We start from the raw sequence: 14,697 nt of genomic DNA on the forward strand, positions 1-14,697 counted from the left end.
TTAATTGAAAAGTATCTATGCAGGGCTGGGTATCTTGGCAAAGATCAGTTAATATGGGGCATTCAATAATAAATCCGTGCCCCCTGATGACCGATCAAGAAAAAAAAACCCATTTTGGTTACTCTACTGTTGGTTGGGATGAGAAAGAAAAGAAAGTAGCTGAAGTTTTTCATTCCGTAGCAAAAAACTATGATTTGATGAATGATTTAATGTCTTTGGGCATTCATCATCTGTGGAAGCGTTACACAGTGGGACATAGTCAAGTACGTGCCGGACAGATTGTCTTAGATTTAGCAGGAGGCAGTGGCGACTTAACTCGGTTATTATGTAAAAAAGTCGGCGAAAAAGGCCGAGTTGTTCTCGCAGACATTAATTCAGCCATGCTCAATGTAGGACGTGACCGATTATTAGATGAAGGTTTATATAAGAATATTGATTACGTACAGGGTAATGCTCAATGTCTTCCTTTTGCTGATAATAGTTTTCATTGTATTACTATGGCGTTTGGCTTAAGAAACGTGACGGATAAGGAAGAAGCACTGCGTTCGATGTATCGTGTGTGCAAGCCGGGCGGAAAAGTGATGATTCTTGAATTCTCAACCCCCACATTTCCTGGTTTAAAACCTATTTATGACTGGTATTCGTTTAATATTTTACCTAAAATAGGGGGGCTTATTGCGCAAGACAAAGCCAGTTACCAATACCTTGCTGAATCCATACGCATGCATCCCAATCAAACCAAACTAAAAGAAATGATTGAGAATGCAGGATTCGAAGACTGTCACTATGATAATCTCAGTGGTGGTATCGTTGCCTTGCACATTGCCTACAAATATTGAGTGCATTATGTTAAAAAAATACTCCTTAAAGGCTCTCCAAATAGCCATTAACAAAGCGGCCAAACTGGATGAGCAAATGCCAGCCAAGCTCAAAGCGCTTGATAATAAAACCCTTGAAATAATTATAAGTCCTTTAAACGTTAATTTTTTCATTCATTTTAAAGATGGCGAAATTGTCTTACTTGATTGCTACGACAGCGAAGCAGACACAGTAATTCATAGTAATCCTTTAGGGTTGATCCGTTTGAGTTTATTACCCGCCTCTAAAGCGCGCTCTTTATTTAATGATAAAATTCGCATGACTGGAGATACGGAATTAGGACAACATGTAAAAAAATTATTTGACGAAATGGATATTGATTGGGAAGGGCATCTGGCTCATTTTACTGGTGATGTAGTTGCTCATCAAATTGGTTCTTTTGTGCGTAAAGGAATGGCATTCAAAAAGAAAGTGGATGATTCCTTTCACCAAAATGTGACGGAATATCTACAAGAAGAATTACGCGTTATGCCAACGAAATATGAACTGGAAGATTTTTTTGTTGAAGTCGACGAGTTGTCTTTAAGTGTCGAACGCTTGCAAGCTCATGTAAATCAACTAATAAGCCGCTATGAAATCCATTAAAAAACTCATTCGTCTTATTCATATTAATTATGTTCTAGCTAAAAACGGGCTAGACAATGTAGTCGTGTCCTTGAGATTATTTGCCCCACTACGCTTCATTGTTTATTTAAATCCATGGAATTGGTTTCGCAAAGAGCAGTTAACTCATGGAGAAGCACTTCGTAAATCATTGGAAGTATTAGGCCCTATTTTTATTAAATTCGGTCAAGCGCTTTCAACTCGCCCTGATATTCTGCCCCAGGATATAGCGATTGAACTCAGCAAATTACAAGATAAAGTCCCTCCCTTCCCTAGTGACCAAGCAATGGCCATTATTGAAAAGGCTTATGGCATGTCTCCATATGAAGTGTTTGCTGAATTTGATCCCATCCCCCTGGCATCAGCCTCTATGGCGCAAGTGCATGCAGCCACTTTGAAAACTGGCGAAGAAGTGATTGTCAAAGTGCTTAGACCCAACATGCGGCGCATCATTGAGCAAGATTTGAGTATTATGCATACTATTGCAAAATGGGCAGATCGCTATTGGCCAGAGATTAGACGCTTAAAACCAAAAGAAATTGTAACCGAATTTGAACATACCTTAATCGATGAGCTCGACTTATTAAGAGAGGCAGCTAATGCAGCGCAATTAAGACGTAATTTTGAGGGCTCCCCCATCCTGTATATTCCAGAAATCTATTGGGATTATTCACGCTCTAATGTGATGGTGCTCGAACGAATTCATGGCATCCCGGTGTCCGATCTCGCAAGCTTGCAAGCCCATGGAGTTGATATAAAAAAACTGGCGGAGCGTGGCGTAGAAATCTTCTTCACCCAAGTATTTCGTGATTGTTTTTTTCATGCAGACATGCATCCAGGAAATATTTTTGTTTCTTATAAAAATCCCAAAGACCCACAATATATTTGCATTGATTTTGGCATTATGGGGACATTAAATGACAATGACAAACGTTATTTAGCAGAGAACCTCTTGGCCTTTTTTAATCGAGATTACCGACGAGTAGCTGAGTTACATGTCGAATCCGGTTGGGTTGCTCGTAATACCCGTGTGGATGAATTTGAAAGCGGGATTCGTACGGTATGTGAACCTATTTTTGAAAAACCTTTAAAAGATATTTCCTTTGCGCAAGTAGTACTACGCCTTTTTCAGGTTGCTCGCCGTTTTCATATGGAAGTACAACCTCAACTGGTTTTATTACAAAAAACCCTACTTGCTGTAGAAGGCTTAGGACGTCAACTCTATCCCGACTTGGATTTATGGGCCACGGCCAAACCTTTTCTTGAAAAATGGGTCAGAGATCAAATTGGTCCTAAAGCTTTTTTCACCCAATTTAAACGAAATTTACCTTTTCTTGCGGAACAATTGCCGCATATGCCCAAACTGCTCTTTGATTTTCTAGAGCTTAAAAAAGAAGAATTAATAATAAATAAAGAGCGTGCGAATGCTCAGCCTGAAAATGAAAAACCAGCAGTCCATTGGAGTAGTATTGCAATCGGAGCAGGACTTTCTTTGCTTTTAGTAAGCCTGCTTGACTATGCGCATCTTATCCATCACAAACAGCTCACGCCTCTTGCCCTCACTGGAGCTATTTTGGCAGGACTGTTCGTGCTTATTAACCATAACACGAGGAACTAAACATGGGACTCAGTGGAATCAGCCCTCTTTCTTTATTGTTAATTTTAGTCATTATTATTGCTCTGTTTGGTACTTCCAAATTGAAAACTATAGGTACAGATCTTGGAGAAGCCATTAGAAATTTTCGCAACGCCTTAAATGAAAATCAATCTAATGAGCCCCCAAAAGAGGATAACAAGCACTCATGAGCAGTGGCGAACTTCTGGTTATATTTATTGTTGCCCTCATTGTGTTTGGCCCCAAAAAACTCCCTATGTTAGCAACTCATTTAGGGTTATTGGTAAGATCATTGAACAAACTGAAAGCACAAGCCACTGTACTTTGGCAACAACAACTTAATGCCCTACAATTGGAAGAAAATCAACGTAAGGCAAAAGAGGCAGACGAGCAATATAAAAAAGAACAACCTTCTTAAATTGTAACAATTCAGCCTTACTGTAACTTAGCGCCCATACTCTCTTTAGGTTCATCTTTTGCCGGTAGTGTAAAGCCATCTAAGTCAGGAAGATCCTTCATCGCTTCTTTACTTGGTATCAAAGGTCCCCCCTCGTAAGCTTTAGGTCCATCTTTACTCGTTTGATAAAGCTTGCCATCACCATTTGAATAGGCAATAACTTTATTGGTTTCCGCATCGACCATAATAAAACTTTGTCCTGCTTTTGCCTGCTTTTCAAAAAACGACGCCATATCCTCTTCTGACTTAAAGGATAAGGTTAACCTACCATCCTTGTCCTTCTCAGGCGGATGATCTTTAACCCATTTCGCCCCACAATGTTCTTTATAGGCCGCAAGGAGTGCTTCGGCTTGTTCGCTTTGAATACGAACGCTCTTCTTTTTGCTCTGCAGCTCCTCTTCTTCAGCTTGTATTAAACCGTCCATTTGCGTAGTACTTTGTACCGTTTGTTTCGGAGGAACTAATGGAATTTCTTCTTCACCTTTTGATTGAGACATAATACATTTCCTCTAAAATGTAGGTATTTTGAAAAATACTCATATGTATAAGTATAATTCAACTTTTACGCTTTAACTGTATCCCATACAGAATTTGTTATTTGCTTCAAACCATTAAAGTTGATGAGCCAATTTCCTCTATGAGTATCGTGAGTAGAGGCTAGTGACCCTCCTGTTTTACTGTTCAAATGTTACCATATTCTTATTATTTAAATCCTGCCACAGTTTTTCTGCGACTGGTCCTCTGGCTGGTTTTTGTAAGCGAATCGCGCCTAAAGTAATTAATCGTCTATCGAAATGATTTCCTTGTAAACACTGTAACCTGCCGTCTGCTAACTCTTGGGTTATCATATGCAAAGGTAGTCTACCCCAGCCAAGTCCCGCAACAATGATATCTTTCTTGGCCATGACATCGCTTACGGTCCATCGACGTCCATGTTCAATGACACCAAATGAAAAATCAGATTGTGAGGAGTCACGTAAAATCACTTGCATACATTCAGAAAGCGTATCCAAATCACCTAATTGTGTACTGTAATATTGGATGAATTCGGGAGATGCAACTGCGACCAGAAACTCCGAGCGAAGCGGGATCACTTCGACGGCCTTGTTAGTAATTAAATTTTCACTAATAATCAAGTCAGCTTGATTTCGCAATAGTCGCTCACAAGCCCCGCCAATTGATTCCGAGAAAAAATGAAATTGGGTATTAGGGAACGTATAAATCCAATGTCTTAAAAGATTTTTCAAACTCGATAAAGGAAAAAAAACATCGATGGCAATCGTAATATCGCTCTCGGCTTCGGATTGTAGCTGTTCAGCAAATTGACTAATATTCTTCCAATGACCAATTAAAGACTGAGCCCTTCTATATAGCTTTTCTCCTTCTGCTGTGAGGATCGGTCGATAATGACTGCGATCAAACAATACCAAGTTTAACTGTTCTTCTAATTTTTTTATTGATGAGGTGATTGCAGGCTGGCTTTTAAATAAAGCCCGTGTTGCAGAATTGAATCCCCCGCAATCGACTACCGCAACAAAAACTCGTAGCGCATTAAAATCAATGTCCATAATTTTTTTTTATCAAGTTCATTAAAACTTAATATTATCAATTTATATAGAGTTTACCTAATCTGTTTATTCCAATGGAGATGTAGAAATGTCACCTGGGCGTACTGAGACGAAACTTAATGAACATCGCTGGTTTGCTCCTGCGCCCGGACTTTTTAAAAGAAAAACTATTTGGAGGGTAAAGTATGTCCATAAATACGGTACAAAAAACAACAACGGCTCTATTAGACGTATTGCTCAATCAAAGACGAGTTAGCGAGTTAGCCGAGACAATGTGTAACGGAATTTTATGCCCAGAATGCATTCGTCATCCGCAAGAAAAAATTCAACAGGCAATCAGCGAACAACGAATGCTAACGCTGATTCTTCCTGCCTTCCCTGCAAAATCAGCCAATAGGCGGAAAACGCTATCAGAAAAGCCTGATCGAGGTGAAATCATTGGCTTGAGCAATTTGAATCTGCTTTGTCAAACCATGCAAGAAATTTATCCTGTGGGTATTAAGTTAATCATTTGCTCGGATGGTCGTGTATTTAATGATTTGGTTTTGGTGAGTGATCTTCATGTAGATGTGTACCAAAAAGGAATTCAACAAATCATCGAAGATTATCAATTAACTCATCTATCAACATTTTCGCTTGATGAAGTATATCCCTGTCATAACTATCTGGTCATGAGAGAGTTATTAATGATCGAGTTTGGCCAAACTTTAGATGAATTAAAACAACATATTGCAACCGATCCTATCGCTCGCTATCAATTTAATGGTATTCACCGTTTTATTGTTGAGGATCAACTCGCTTTAAAACCGGAGCAAACAAAAAACAAAACACGCCAGGAAGCCAAACAAATTGCTTATGAAGTAATCCGTCGCTCGAATGCATGGTCGCGATTGTTAGCGAATTATTTTCCACAGTCGGTACGGTTGTCGATTCACCCCCAACCTTGTGGCTCAGAGAAAATAGGGATCCACTTTCTTCCTACATCAAACCGTTGGAGCACGCCTTGGCACAATGTTTTACTTAAGAGCGCCGAAGGGTGGCAACTCATAAAAAGACAAGAGGCTGAACAATTGGGAGCCCGATTAAACCATGATCATTATGTATTGGAGGCCTGTTGATGAAGAACGCAACACAATTTAGTCCTTATCTTATCCAAGCCGATCATCATCGAAATCTGACAGACTTATCGTTGGAAATGCTTTTAAACGAAACGACGCAGCATAAAATTGTCCTTTTACGTGGTTTTAACCTTCTGGAACGTGATGATTTGCTCCATTATTGTCAAAAGCAAGCTCAATTACTTTCTTGGGATTTTGGTCCGGTAATGGAAATGAAAGTTGATCAACAACCCCAAAACTATCTCTTTACCGAAGGAGATGTCCCATTGCATTGGGATGGGGCATTTCATCAAGAACCTCGTTTTTTGCTTTTTCATTGTTTGCACGCACCACAGGCAGGAAGTGGTGGTGAAACCGTATTTGCGAACACCGAACGGGTTTGGCAAGCTGCTAGTGATGCACAAAGAAAAGAGTGGGATGATTACGCGCTTACCTTTCATACCGAAAAATTGGCACATTATGGAGGAACCATTACGCGTAATCTAATCAATAATCATCCAGATACTCAACAGGTTATCTTACGATTTGCTGAACCGGTAGGCGAAGACTATTTAAATCCAGTACACGTCAAAATAATTGATAAAAATGAGGATGAGTCCCATGCTATTTTATCCTCTTTAAGCCAGAGTATGCGGATGCCCGAACATCTGTATGAACACCAATGGCAACAAGGCGACTTTTTGCTTGCCGATAATTTTTCACTCTTACACGGTCGCAACGCCTTTCATCGCCATAGTCCAAGACATTTAAGAAGGATCCAAATATTATGAAGCCCTATACTATAATGCAGTTAAAACAAACAACTACCCCGGAACAATTTAGCCATCATTTACGAGAAATGGGTGAATTATTTTGGTGGGAAGCCGGGAAGTTCTTCGTGATTACTTCCTATAAATTAGCCAAGCAGATACTCACAAGTGAGGATTTTACTTGTGATCGCTCCCCGTTTTTTATTTCGCGCATGCCCGAAATGAACCTGTCATTAATTACTGAGTTTTTTAAGGTGGTTAGCAAGATGATGGTGATGAGTGATGCTCCAGAACATACTGATCGAAGACGAATTTGTTATCATGGCTTTAGCAACAACTGTCTGGAGCAATTAAAACCCTTAATTCAGCAGACTATTACAAAATGTCTGTCTGAATTTACTGCAGACAAGCCTTTTGATTTTGTTGCTCAACTTGCCCAACACATCCCATCGGTGACGCTTGCAGAACTGTTCGCAATTCCAGATAGTGAACGCCTTGATTTTTATCATTGGTCCAATAATATGACTCAATTTTTTGGTGGATCAACAAGTTATCAAGATGAAGATGGCATTAAGGTAAATCATAGTGCCAAACAACTCTATAGTTATTTTTCGAGTTTAATTGTCCAGCGTCGAAAAAAACCAGGAACTGATTTTTTAAGTATCTTATTGGCGCACCAAACCCATTTTGGATTAACGGATGATGAAATTATTTCCCAAGCCATTATGATGCTGGTTGCAGGTCAAGTAACAACAACCGATCAACTGTGTAATAATTTATTTATTTTGTTAAATCAACCAGGACTTTGGCAACAAGTACGAAATAATCTTCCCCGACTTGATGGATATATTGAGGAGTGCAACCGTCTTGATCCTGCAGTAACTTTTATTTTCCGAGTCACAAAAAATGAAACGATGCTTGGCAATCAATTGATTGAAAAAGGTAAGGTGATTTTCATATCGACACACGCCATTAATCGAGATCCCCATTATTTTAACGCTCCAGATGTCATCACCCTTGAGGATAAACAAACCCAACATTTCAGTTATGGTTATGGCAGTCATTTTTGCCTTGGTGCAAAATTGGCACGCATTGAAATGCACAGTATTTTTAAAGCATTGTTAGAGCAATTCCCTTCTTTATGTCTTGATGTCAGCAAACCGCCACAAAGAAAACATCATAGTTTGTCTTTTTCAGGATTTGAACATATGTATTTAAATACTCATTAAGATGTTTATAATAGATTTACCCTTCTCATCTCCGCAAAGGCGGAGATTCATTTTTAAAGTGGCTCGGTGCTGCATGTAGAAATAGATTCCCATCTTCGCGGAAATGACGAAAATCATTATCTTAATGGCAGCGCAGCCATATCTTTCACTTTATTCTTATCACGATGGCTTTATCCGCGCCCCCAAGACTTAGAAGTACATCATGATATCCTTGAAATTAGGGGCATGAGTATGAAACACCGGTTTGGACTATCTTGGTTTTTGGGTAGTGTATTAATGGGCGTACTCTATGATACGTTCATTCTCGCTTTAGTTATTTTTTCCAGTGCCATCCAATTGCTCGCATTTCCTTTCTTGGGAATCGTCATGAAAAAACTGAAATAAAGCCTCTATTTTTGTGCGGCTAATTTCTGCAAATGTTCGTCCGCTAAGCGAAATTGCAACAAATCCGTACGCGGATGAGCCCCTATAAATTCGAAAAATTCAATGCCTTTTTTATTCCAGGTAAACGCATGTCCTTCCATACGACAACATTCTTTCTCAAGTGCGAGCTGCGCAAGATTAGATAACAATGATGTACCCAAGCCATGATTACGATAAAGCTCATCTACAAATAGCTCTTCAATATAAAGAACGGGGGCTCCTGCGGGGACGGAATAAGTGAAAAAAAATAAAGCAAACCCGGCGGGTTTTTTCTGATATTCAGCTAATAATACATAAAAAAACTTATTTCGCCCAAAACCATGAGATTCAATTTTGTCCAGGGTCAAATGAATCTCTTCCGGTTTCTTTTTTTCATATTCAGCGTGTTTCTTGATTAAATTAAAAATCTCTTCTTTATCTTTTTTCTTAGCAATTCGAAAAGTAAATTCCATATTTGGACCTCCACAACCTAAGCCTAATCAAAACGATTTACGGGTTGATGACAATAAGGGGCTTTATGATGTTTGGCATAATAATCCTGGTGGTATTCTTCTGCCGGCCAAAATGTTTGTACAGGAAAAAGGCGAGTCGCAACCTGAAAGCCTTTTTTTTGCAACATTTGGATTAAAATTTCTGCTTCGGCTAATTGTTCCTGATCATAATAAAATACGGCACTTTGATACTGCTGCCCTATGTCAGGACCTTGTCCCGATTTTTGTGTGGGATCATGAATTTCAAAAAACCGTTTTAAAACGTGGTGATAATCAGTCTTGGCTTTATCATAAATAACACGTACTGCTTCATAATGCCCGGTGTTACCCTGACAGACTTGGTCATAGCTTGGTTCTAAAGTAATGCCCCCAGTATAGCCCACTTCAACACGCAGAACACCGGGTATTTGTTTTAAAAAATGATCGACCCCCCAAAAACATCCGCCAGCCATTATCGCTTCTTCAGTATCCAATACCTGACTGTCTGCAACAAAATCAATAGAGGCGGAATTGACGCAATGGCGTAAATTGTTTTGGGTAAAATACTCGCCGGTAAAGACATGCCCTAAATGAGCATCGCATCGCGAACAGAGGATTTCCATACGTTGACCATCAGGATCGGGAAGCTGCTTTACAGCGTGAACAATATTATCATCAAAACTTGGCCAGCCACACCCCGAGCTGAATTGGCTTGAGCCGCGAAATAAGGCTAAGCCACAACGCCTGCATAAATAAGTGCCATTGGTCATGACAAAATTATATGCCCCAGTGTGAGGATATTCTGTGGCTTTCTCACAGATTATCCTTTTAGCTAAAGGGGTTAAACTGGCTGTTTTATCAAGATAATCATCCATAATGCTACCTTTGTTGCCCTTGGCAAATTTTATCCGCTAAGTAACCTATAGCTCCCGCATAATATATTGAATTATTATAGTGTAAAATCATCTTATAGTTGGGGAACGTTAAGAAGGTCGGACCACCTAATGGCTGAACAATACTGGCTTGCAGATTTTGATAAGGCAATGCCTCACCATTTTCGGTACGCACACCCAGCGCACTCCATTCACTCACAGGCTTCACATTGTTTTTGCCTGCCATAGCCATATCAAATTTATGAGGTAGTTTGACTTGGATAGCCCAAGGCTCACCTGTTTGCCATCCATTTTGCTTCATGTAATTTGCAATTGAAGCAAAGACATCGGGCTTACTTCTCCAGATATCTTTTCGACCATCACCATCATAATCAACCGCATATTTCACCCAGCTTGAAGGTAAGAATTGGGGTTGGCCTGAGGCACCTGCCCACTCACCCTTGAAATCGGCTAAACTAACATGTCCTTCATCCAAGATATGCAAAGCAATAAATAATTCTTTTCGGAAAAATTCTTTCCGATTGGAATCATACGCTAAGGTGGCTAAAGCTTTCACTACCGGGAAATTACCCATATAAGTACCATAACTGGTTTCCATTCCCCAGAATGAAACAATGAAACAAGGATTTACCCCATATTTTTTGGCCACAGCCTCCAAAACCTCTTGGTTTTTCTTAAATTCTTTGCGTCCTATAGCAATTCTGTAACTATCAACGCGCGTGTTACGGTATTTGATGAATGTAAGTCGATGTTCTGGTTGCGAACGTAAAAACCCCTTAATTTGATGGCTTGGCTCATGGATACCTGCAAACGCCTCATCAAAAGTTTCAGAGGAAATCCCTTGTTGCAAAGCTTCTGCTCTAACCCCAGCGACCCACTCATTCCAATTCTGTTGTGCGAAGGCAACATGATGTACCAGAACGTATGCGATTATCGCAAGTCCCCATTTTTTCATAGCCTTTCCCCCTGATTTTTTTTGTTACCTGCTTGCCATCTCAAATTTAAGATAGACCATTTATCAAAACAAGTAGCCTGGTTGAACAGCGAATCCCTGAGTGTCTTGCTTATCTTGGAACTCAAGTTGCAACTGTGCTTCACTACCACTTACTTAAGAGTTGTTTGTCATTCCCGCGAAGGCGGGAATCTATTCTTGCAGTAGCATTGTGCCTGATTAGAAGTAGGTTCCCGTCTTCGCGGGAACAACAAAAACCTAAACCGTGGTAGTACAGGCCACCAACGTAAAAGGATTATACAGTGAGTATTAAAGCGCTTCCATAAATGCTGTTAAATCCGCTTTTTCTTCTTGGGTTAACTGTAATTGCAACACCAGGTTAAAAAACTCTACGGTATCGGCCAAAGTTAACAAGCGACCATCATGCAAATAGGGTGGAGAATCTTTAATTCCTCGTAAAGGAAATGTTTTTATAGATCCATCACCAACTGCTTTCATGCCATTAATCATTTGTGGTTGATAGAATCGTTCCGTCTGTAAATTATGCATGGTGTTGTCAGTATAGTAAGGAGGAGTGTGACAACTAGAACATTTTCCCTTACCAAAAAACACTTCTTGTCCGCGTAGCTCTGCTGGAGTTGCTTTGGCAGGATCAAGCTTTCCTTCCCACGTCAATTTAGGTGCTGGTGGAAAATCCAAAATTTCTTGGAATTCGGCCATAAAATGAACTTGGCTGCCACGCTCCAGAATGTTAACGCCTTTTTTAGTTGCAATAACCGGATCTCCATCAAAATATGCTGCTCTTTGTTCAAACTCAGTGAAGTCTTCTACTGTTTTTAGTGCACGTTGCGATCCAAATAATCTTTGGATATTTAAACCGCGTAAGGTTGGAGTATTGATGCGATGACGAAATTCTTGGGGTCTTATATCACCGACCAAATGCGTTGCCTTGTTGGTGTGACCATTCGCATGACAATCAAAACAAGCGACTCCCCGACTGGGTTTGACAGTACGTCGGTCTTCAGTTTGATTAAATTGTTGTTGAGGGAATGGGGTAACTAACAGGCGTAACCCTTCCAGCTGTTTAGGGTTTAATAAACCATTAAACAATTCATAATAATTCTCAATGGTAACCAATTTACCTTGAGAAACATCCCCAAGATCAGGCCGAGTAGTTAAAAAAATAGGCGCAGGAAAAGGGGGTAAAAAATGATCTGGGATATCAAAATCCAAATCAAACCGAGTCAAATCTCTGTCTTCTTGCTTCTTGATTTCATCAATAGCAAATTTCGGAAATAACATTCCCCCTTCTGGATGATTGGGGTGAGGTAACGGTAGGAAACCCTGTGGAAAAAGGCCTTGCTTCTTGACATCGTCAGGACTCATTTTGGCCAATTGCTCCCAAGTCACTCCCTCAGGAAGTTTCACGCGAACACCTTCTTGTATGGGTTTTCCATTAGACATTTTTGCCGTTTTAGAAGGATTATTACTCAAATCATAACGTTTTTTTAACAGCTCTTGTTGTCGATCATTAATTGCCTGTTTTTCACCGCTCATGCGTTGCAAAATACTTTGAAACGTCTCATTAATCACTACTGGCATGTAACTTGAAGGTACTGATGTATTCGCAGGAGTAGGTTGGGGCTGAGGAGTATCAGCAAAAGCAAAAGAAACAATGCCTGCTAGAGCCATCATCCCTAAAGATTTTTTTAACATATATAAGTCCGTTTAGATAAAAAGAATTTTTTCATCATAAAGTACTTATATATTCAGTGCAATAGAGACTGAATTCTAGGCATCTAACAGGGTAGCCTGAGTGCGGCAACGCGGAACCCGTGTTTCGCTTCGCTGCACTCAGGCTACATACTACTCACTACGCAGAGAAACTACGGGCTCTAACTTTGCAGCACGTCGTGCAGGATAAAAGCCAAAGAAAATTCCAGTGGCAGCAGATACCAAAAAGCCTGCAGCAGGGGGCAAAAGAAAGATTGAAAAATTCCAATCACTGAAATAGGCTAAAATACGGGTACAAACTAATCCTAAAATAACCCCAAGTATGCCGCCTAATAAAGAAAGCATGACCGACTCGACTAAAAATAAAGCTTGAATTTCACTATTTTTTGCCCCGACCGCTTTACGAATACCAATTTCTTTTCTCCGTTCACTCACAGAGACCAACATGACGTTCATTACGCCAATTCCACCCACCAAAAGTGAAATTCCTCCAATTACAGCCAGTAATAAGGTAAAGATTTGTCCCTGGTTTTCCATGCTGGCAATAATCTGCTTGGCGCTTCGTGAAAAAACACTTAATTTGGGCGCGATTGAACCAATAATTTGTTTTATTTCCTCAATTACCTCATCGATGGGACTATCTGGTTTCAATTCCAAGACCACATTATTTACCTTGGCTTCTTTGCTAATCATACTAATTCCTGCCAAAGGAACAATCGCCGCCTGGTTGATGTCTTCATTGAAAAACCCGTTTTCCTTCCAAGGTTCAGCTACACCGATGATGGTGTATAAAGATTTTCCTATACGTAATTGCTTTCCTATGGGGTCATCAAAACTGATCTCTTTGATTTGGCGTGCTAAGCCATCACCAATAACACAATAATGTTCATAGGACTCAACAAAAGAAACAAAATGTCCTGCAGCTAATTTAATATGAACAATTTTGGGCAAATGTTCATTGGCCCCGATAACGGCTCCTTGCATTAACTTTCCTTGGAAACTCAAGGGTTGATAGGCCGTACTATAGGGCGCCATATCGATAATATAAGGTATACGATCAGCCATTTGTTCCCATTGCGCGACGGAGATTGACTCCATACTGCCAGATTTTTCTGAAGTTTTTGGATAAACCGCAATTGCTAATAAGTCCGTGCCTAAAGCCTTAAATTGAGATAATGCTTTTTCTGTTGCCAACTGCCCACAGCTAATTAAAGCAACAACCGCAGCCGTACCCACTAAAATACCTAAAACGGCCAAAAAGGAACGCAACTTGGCGGCAGTCAAATTTACTAAAGCTTGCTGACAATGTCCGGAAAACTTCATGCGCCAGTCTCCGTCACAACAACCCCATCTACAAGAGTGATTTTTCGCTGACACAACGCAGCGATCTGTTCATCATGAGTAATCATAATGATACTACGCCCTTGGGCATGCAAACTTAAAAATAAATTCATTACTTCATTACCAGTACGTGAATCGAGCGCACCTGTTGGTTCATCGGCCAAAATTACTTGTGGCTCGGTTACTAATGCACGAGCAATGGCAACACGCTGTTGCTGTCCTCCAGATAATTGTGTAGGTCGATGCTGTGCATATTGACGCATTCCCACACGTTCAAGAGCAGCAAGTACCCTTTCCTTAATTTCAGCAGCTCCAACACCACGATAAATTAAGGGTAATGCCACATTTTGCATGGCACTAAATCTTGGTAATAAATTGAACTGCTGAAAAACAAAACCGATATTTTGATTACGTAATTCTGCTGCTTCATCATCTGTCAAAGCAGCAACATTCCTATTTTTCAATAGATAAGTTCCTGTGTCTGCTTTATCCAGTAGCCCTAGAATATTCATCAAAGTAGATTTACCAGAACCCGAAGCACCTACAATAGCGAGTAAATCTCCCTCATAAACGGTCAGCGATACTTCTTTTAATATAGTGGTGCTAATTCCTTCGAGATGATACGTCTTTACAATATCAGTAAGCTTCATAAGCGGTTGTTGTGTC

17 protein-coding genes are annotated in these 14,697 nt (G+C 40.1%); 9 read left to right on the forward strand and 8 right to left on the reverse strand.

The window, feature by feature from the left end; genetic code table 11:
• The first annotated feature begins 86 nt into the window (after positions 1-86).
• The 5 genes from ubiE to ACWTEW_RS09545 are packed head-to-tail and all read left to right on the forward strand — an operon-like array spanning position 87 to position 3,515.
• Positions 87-839 carry a bifunctional demethylmenaquinone methyltransferase/2-methoxy-6-polyprenyl-1,4-benzoquinol methylase UbiE gene (gene ubiE, locus ACWTEW_RS09525; protein ID WP_454781706.1) on the forward strand — a complete coding sequence of 251 codons (753 nt, stop codon included), beginning with the start codon at positions 87-89 and terminating at the stop codon, positions 837-839.
• A gap of 7 nt (positions 840-846) precedes the next feature.
• Complete coding sequence (locus tag ACWTEW_RS09530; RefSeq protein WP_454781449.1) at positions 847-1,464, forward strand: ubiquinone biosynthesis accessory factor UbiJ; 618 nt, start codon at positions 847-849, stop codon at positions 1,462-1,464.
• Positions 1,451-3,100 (forward strand): ubiquinone biosynthesis regulatory protein kinase UbiB, encoded by a 1,650-nt coding sequence (gene ubiB / locus ACWTEW_RS09535; RefSeq protein ID WP_454781450.1) that lies wholly within the window; start codon positions 1,451-1,453, stop codon positions 3,098-3,100. Before ACWTEW_RS09530 ends, ubiB begins: the two co-directional genes overlap by 14 nt.
• Before the next feature lie 2 nt (positions 3,101-3,102).
• A complete protein-coding gene (gene tatA / locus ACWTEW_RS09540) occupies positions 3,103-3,288 on the forward strand; it encodes a twin-arginine translocase TatA/TatE family subunit (RefSeq protein WP_454781451.1) in 186 nt (61 codons plus the stop codon).
• Positions 3,285-3,515 carry a Sec-independent protein translocase subunit TatA/TatB gene (locus ACWTEW_RS09545; protein WP_454781452.1) on the forward strand — a complete coding sequence of 77 codons (231 nt, stop codon included), beginning with the start codon at positions 3,285-3,287 and terminating at the stop codon, positions 3,513-3,515. Before tatA ends, ACWTEW_RS09545 begins: the two co-directional genes overlap by 4 nt.
• Positions 3,516-3,532: 17 nt before the next feature.
• On the opposite strand, the gene ACWTEW_RS09550 is transcribed toward ACWTEW_RS09545, so the two are convergent.
• Together ACWTEW_RS09550 and ACWTEW_RS09555 are read right to left on the reverse strand one after the other, a co-directional pair.
• Positions 3,533-4,051 (reverse strand): hypothetical protein, encoded by a 519-nt coding sequence (locus ACWTEW_RS09550; protein WP_454781453.1) that lies wholly within the window; start codon positions 4,049-4,051, stop codon positions 3,533-3,535.
• Positions 4,052-4,228: 177 nt separating this feature from the next.
• Complete coding sequence (locus tag ACWTEW_RS09555; RefSeq protein WP_454781454.1) at positions 4,229-5,122, reverse strand: LysR family transcriptional regulator; 894 nt, start codon at positions 5,120-5,122, stop codon at positions 4,229-4,231.
• 185 nt (positions 5,123-5,307) lie between these two features.
• Here ACWTEW_RS09555 and ACWTEW_RS09560 point away from each other — a divergent pair, with 185 nt between their 5' ends.
• The 4 genes from ACWTEW_RS09560 to ACWTEW_RS09575 all read left to right on the forward strand — a co-directional run bounded on the left by ACWTEW_RS09560 (position 5,308) and on the right by ACWTEW_RS09575 (position 8,602).
• Entirely contained in the window at positions 5,308-6,240 is a 933-nt protein-coding gene (locus ACWTEW_RS09560) for an L-tyrosine/L-tryptophan isonitrile synthase family protein (RefSeq protein ID WP_454781455.1), read from the forward strand.
• The gene (locus ACWTEW_RS09565; protein ID WP_454781456.1) at positions 6,240-7,010 is read left to right on the forward strand and encodes a TauD/TfdA dioxygenase family protein; all 771 of its coding nucleotides are present in this window, start codon (positions 6,240-6,242) and stop codon (positions 7,008-7,010) included. Before ACWTEW_RS09560 ends, ACWTEW_RS09565 begins: the two co-directional genes overlap by 1 nt.
• Entirely contained in the window at positions 7,007-8,218 is a 1,212-nt protein-coding gene (locus ACWTEW_RS09570; RefSeq protein ID WP_454781457.1) for a cytochrome P450, read from the forward strand. Before ACWTEW_RS09565 ends, ACWTEW_RS09570 begins: the two co-directional genes overlap by 4 nt.
• A 66-nt stretch (positions 8,219-8,284) precedes the next feature.
• On the forward strand, positions 8,285-8,602 hold the full coding sequence (locus tag ACWTEW_RS09575; RefSeq protein ID WP_454781458.1) for a hypothetical protein: 318 nt from the start codon (positions 8,285-8,287) through the stop codon (positions 8,600-8,602).
• Between the two features lie 5 nt (positions 8,603-8,607).
• On the opposite strand, the gene ACWTEW_RS09580 is transcribed toward ACWTEW_RS09575, so the two are convergent.
• The 6 genes from ACWTEW_RS09580 to ACWTEW_RS09605 form a co-directional block, all read right to left on the reverse strand.
• Positions 8,608-9,093, reverse strand: coding sequence for a GNAT family N-acetyltransferase (locus ACWTEW_RS09580; RefSeq protein ID WP_454781459.1), 486 nt, complete (start codon positions 9,091-9,093; stop codon positions 8,608-8,610).
• Between the two features lie 23 nt (positions 9,094-9,116).
• A complete protein-coding gene (locus tag ACWTEW_RS09585) occupies positions 9,117-9,986 on the reverse strand; it encodes a bifunctional methionine sulfoxide reductase B/A protein (RefSeq protein ID WP_454781460.1) in 870 nt (289 codons plus the stop codon).
• A 4-nt stretch (positions 9,987-9,990) separates the two neighbouring features.
• A complete protein-coding gene (locus ACWTEW_RS09590) occupies positions 9,991-10,959 on the reverse strand; it encodes a lytic murein transglycosylase (protein WP_454781461.1) in 969 nt (322 codons plus the stop codon).
• Positions 10,960-11,265: 306 nt separating this feature from the next.
• Positions 11,266-12,672: a cytochrome B6 gene (locus ACWTEW_RS09595; RefSeq protein ID WP_454781462.1), complete on the reverse strand. Its 1,407-nt coding sequence runs from the start codon at positions 12,670-12,672 to the stop codon at positions 11,266-11,268.
• Positions 12,673-12,822: 150 nt separating this feature from the next.
• Positions 12,823-14,013 carry an ABC transporter permease gene (locus tag ACWTEW_RS09600; protein WP_454781463.1) on the reverse strand — a complete coding sequence of 397 codons (1,191 nt, stop codon included), beginning with the start codon at positions 14,011-14,013 and terminating at the stop codon, positions 12,823-12,825.
• Complete coding sequence (locus ACWTEW_RS09605) at positions 14,010-14,681, reverse strand: ABC transporter ATP-binding protein (RefSeq protein WP_454781707.1); 672 nt, start codon at positions 14,679-14,681, stop codon at positions 14,010-14,012. Before ACWTEW_RS09605 ends, ACWTEW_RS09600 begins: the two co-directional genes overlap by 4 nt.
• Positions 14,682-14,697 lie beyond the last annotated feature (16 nt).

The sequence above is a fragment of the Legionella stuttgartensis genome, from assembly GCF_977063405.2.

Coding starts and splice junctions, on each gene's coding strand:
- ubiE (WP_454781706.1), top strand. CDS start 87: ATGACCGATCAAGAAAAAAAAACCCATTTTGGTTACTCTACTGTTGGT.
- ACWTEW_RS09530 (WP_454781449.1), top strand. CDS start 847: ATGTTAAAAAAATACTCCTTAAAGGCTCTCCAAATAGCCATTAACAAA.
- ubiB (WP_454781450.1), top strand. CDS start 1,451: ATGAAATCCATTAAAAAACTCATTCGTCTTATTCATATTAATTATGTT.
- tatA (WP_454781451.1), top strand. CDS start 3,103: ATGGGACTCAGTGGAATCAGCCCTCTTTCTTTATTGTTAATTTTAGTC.
- ACWTEW_RS09545 (WP_454781452.1), top strand. CDS start 3,285: ATGAGCAGTGGCGAACTTCTGGTTATATTTATTGTTGCCCTCATTGTG.
- ACWTEW_RS09550 (WP_454781453.1), bottom strand. CDS start 4,051: ATGTCTCAATCAAAAGGTGAAGAAGAAATTCCATTAGTTCCTCCGAAA.
- ACWTEW_RS09555 (WP_454781454.1), bottom strand. CDS start 5,122: ATGGACATTGATTTTAATGCGCTACGAGTTTTTGTTGCGGTAGTCGAT.
- ACWTEW_RS09560 (WP_454781455.1), top strand. CDS start 5,308: ATGTCCATAAATACGGTACAAAAAACAACAACGGCTCTATTAGACGTA.
- ACWTEW_RS09565 (WP_454781456.1), top strand. CDS start 6,240: ATGAAGAACGCAACACAATTTAGTCCTTATCTTATCCAAGCCGATCAT.
- ACWTEW_RS09570 (WP_454781457.1), top strand. CDS start 7,007: ATGAAGCCCTATACTATAATGCAGTTAAAACAAACAACTACCCCGGAA.
- ACWTEW_RS09580 (WP_454781459.1), bottom strand. CDS start 9,093: ATGGAATTTACTTTTCGAATTGCTAAGAAAAAAGATAAAGAAGAGATT.
- ACWTEW_RS09585 (WP_454781460.1), bottom strand. CDS start 9,986: ATGGATGATTATCTTGATAAAACAGCCAGTTTAACCCCTTTAGCTAAA.
- ACWTEW_RS09590 (WP_454781461.1), bottom strand. CDS start 10,959: ATGAAAAAATGGGGACTTGCGATAATCGCATACGTTCTGGTACATCAT.
- ACWTEW_RS09595 (WP_454781462.1), bottom strand. CDS start 12,672: ATGTTAAAAAAATCTTTAGGGATGATGGCTCTAGCAGGCATTGTTTCT.
- ACWTEW_RS09600 (WP_454781463.1), bottom strand. CDS start 14,013: ATGAAGTTTTCCGGACATTGTCAGCAAGCTTTAGTAAATTTGACTGCC.
- ACWTEW_RS09605 (WP_454781707.1), bottom strand. CDS start 14,681: ATGAAGCTTACTGATATTGTAAAGACGTATCATCTCGAAGGAATTAGC.